This is a genomic window from Flavobacterium sandaracinum, from assembly GCF_004349135.1.
Classification (GTDB): Bacteria; Bacteroidota; Bacteroidia; order Flavobacteriales; family Flavobacteriaceae; genus Flavobacterium; species Flavobacterium sandaracinum.
Window position 1 is genome coordinate 1 of the sequence record NZ_SMFN01000048.1, and the last position, 2,643, is coordinate 2,643.

At 35.8% G+C, this 2,643-nt stretch carries 2 protein-coding genes; both read left to right on the plus strand.

The genetic code is table 11. The features are described from left to right. Positions 1 to 181: 181 nt before the first annotated feature. Positions 182 to 1,729, plus strand: a complete 1,548-nt coding sequence (gene istA, locus E0F91_RS17470; RefSeq protein ID WP_127340990.1) for an IS21 family transposase — start codon at positions 182 to 184, stop codon at positions 1,727 to 1,729. Positions 1,730 to 1,745: 16 nt separating this feature from the next. After that, positions 1,746 to 2,483, plus strand: coding sequence for an IS21-like element helper ATPase IstB (gene istB, locus E0F91_RS17475; RefSeq protein ID WP_056251131.1), 738 nt, complete (start codon positions 1,746 to 1,748; stop codon positions 2,481 to 2,483). Positions 2,484 to 2,643 lie beyond the last annotated feature (160 nt).

Here is a 2,643-nt window from a genome sequence, read left to right on the forward strand (position 1 = left end):
CTGGAAAAACCGGTGAATTTGACCACCTAATTCCGGAGTAAATTGACCACCCGTTCCGGAGCAAACTGACCACCTAATTCCGGAGCAAATTGACCACCAGGTTTTGTGGTTAATTAACGATTAAAAACTATTGATTTTTTCATGTTGTTAGAACCATACATTCGTTAAAAATATACGGATTATGGCAAACAAAATAACAGACATGAGTAAAATTAGAAAAGTAATTAAATTCTATTGTAATGGAAAGAGTAAGTTATTTATAAGTAGCTACTTATCCCTTTCAAGAAATACGGTAAAGAAATATATTTCTTTATTCGAAGTTCTCGGATTAAGCTTTGAATTAATCGACCAAAAAACCGATGCAGAGCTGGAACTTTTATTCTCCCAGACTAGTGTAGAGGCCATTAGCCCGAGATTACAGACACTTTATGATTTTTTTCCTAAAATGGAACGTGAACTAAAAAAAGTTGGCGTTACCGTACAGCATATGTGGGAACAATATATCGCTGTAAATCCGGATGGTTATCGAACTTCACAATTTCATTATCATTACAATATATGGGGCAAACGAGTTAATCCGGTCATGCATATGAACCATAAGGCTGGTGATAAAATGTATGTCGATTATGCTGGAAAGACACTCTCAATTATTGATATAGATACTGGAGAAGTCAAAGAAGTACAATTTTTTGTAGCAATATTGGGCGCTAGCCAATACACGTATGCTGAAGCTTCCATGAGCCAGCAAAAGGAAAACTTTGTTGACTCGGTAGAGAATGCCATGCGCTTTTTTGAAGGCACTCCTGCCGCCATTGTTCCGGATAATTTAAAATCTGCAGTAATAAAAAGCAGTCGTTTTGAACCGACAATCAATGAAACCCTTGCTGATTTAGCAGAACATTACGAAACCACAATTTTACCTGCCAGAGCTTACAGACCCAGAGACAAATCATTAGTTGAAGGAGCTGTTAAGATATTATATCGAAGGATTTATGTAACCATAAAAGAAACTAAGTTCTTTTCTCTGGAAGAATTAAACCAGCAGATCTGGGATTTACTTGACTCTCACAATAACAGAAAACTAACAGGACGCCCTTATTCCCGCTTTGAATTATTTTTAGAAGACGAAAAAGAAAAACTGCGTCCACTCCCACAAGATCGTTTTGAAATTAAATACCAGTCTTTTGCAACAGTAATGCAAAACGGTCATGTTCAATTAAGCCAGGACAAAAACTATTACAGCGTTCCGTATCAATATGTAAAGAAGAAAGCCAAGCTGTTATATACCAAATCAACAGTAGAGATTTATTATAAATACAATCGAATAGCTGTACATCCAAGAAACTACAAACCTTATGTCTATACAACAACTCCTGAGCATTTAGCCAGTACACATCAATTTGTAGCCCAATGGAGTGCTGCCCGCTTCATTGAATGGGCTAATAATATTGATGAGTCAGTAGGAGAATATATAATGCAGATAATCGAAAGCAGAAATCATCCGGAACAGGCTTATAAAAGCTGTTTAGGAATACTGAATTTTGAAAAAAAGGTAGGCAGACAGCGATTAATAAATGCCTGCAGGCGGGCACTTGATTTTAAAATTTACAATTTTAAGACCATACAAAATATTTTAGAAAACAACTTGGATCATATTGATTTTGATCAAGAGCCTGAGCAAGAACTTCCCGATCACAGTAACATAAGAGGAAAACATTATTATAACTAAATTAAATCTTGAAAAAATGAATGAATCCACAGTAACCAAAATGAAACAAATGAAGCTTTATGGCATGTTTAATGCTTTTAAAACAGCCATTGAAAGCGGAAAAACAGATCATTATACCCTTGACCAGTTTGTATCGATGATTATTGATGCAGAATGGGATGAAAGGTACAATCGTCGTATTGAACGAAGTATCACTAATGCCAAATTCCATTACAAATCAAATATTGAAAGTATCAATTTTGATGTATCACGTAACCTGGACCGAAACATGGTACTGCGTCTGGCAGAATGCGAATTTATAGAGAAAAACGAAAACATCTTAATCACTGGAAGTACCGGGGTTGGTAAAAGTTATTTAGGTACCGCATTAGGTTATCAAGCCTGTATACAGGGTTTTAAGGTAAGTTATTTTAATACCTCAAAATTGTTTGCTAGACTAAAAATGGCTAAAGCAGATGGCACTTATCTGCGGGAACTTACCAAAATACAAAGACAGGATGTTATCATACTTGATGATTTTGGACTCCAGGCACTTGACAGCCATAACCGAATTACTCTTTTGGAGATCATAGAGGACAGGCATAATAACGGCTCTATAATCGTGACATCACAAATCCCAGTCCAAGGCTGGTATGACATAATTGGAGAAAAAACGATAGCCGATGCAATATTAGACAGACTTATACACCAATCTCACAGGCTTGAATTACATGGCGAATCCATGAGAAAGAAAAGAGGAATAAACAAAGAGTGATATTTTATTATATTTGAATACTAATTAACAGATGAAAAAATATAGTTTTTAATCAAAACGGAGGTGGTCATTTTGCTCCGGAATTAGGTGGTCATTTTGAAATGGAATCAGGTGCTCACTTTAAAACGGAATGGGGTGATCAATATAACCGGAATTTGCA

Bases quoted from the DNA above. Each gene is read 5' to 3' on its own strand.
- istB (WP_056251131.1), top strand. From the start codon at position 1,746: ATGAATGAATCCACAGTAACCAAAATGAAACAAATGAAGCTTTATGGC.
- istA (WP_127340990.1), top strand. From the start codon at position 182: ATGGCAAACAAAATAACAGACATGAGTAAAATTAGAAAAGTAATTAAA.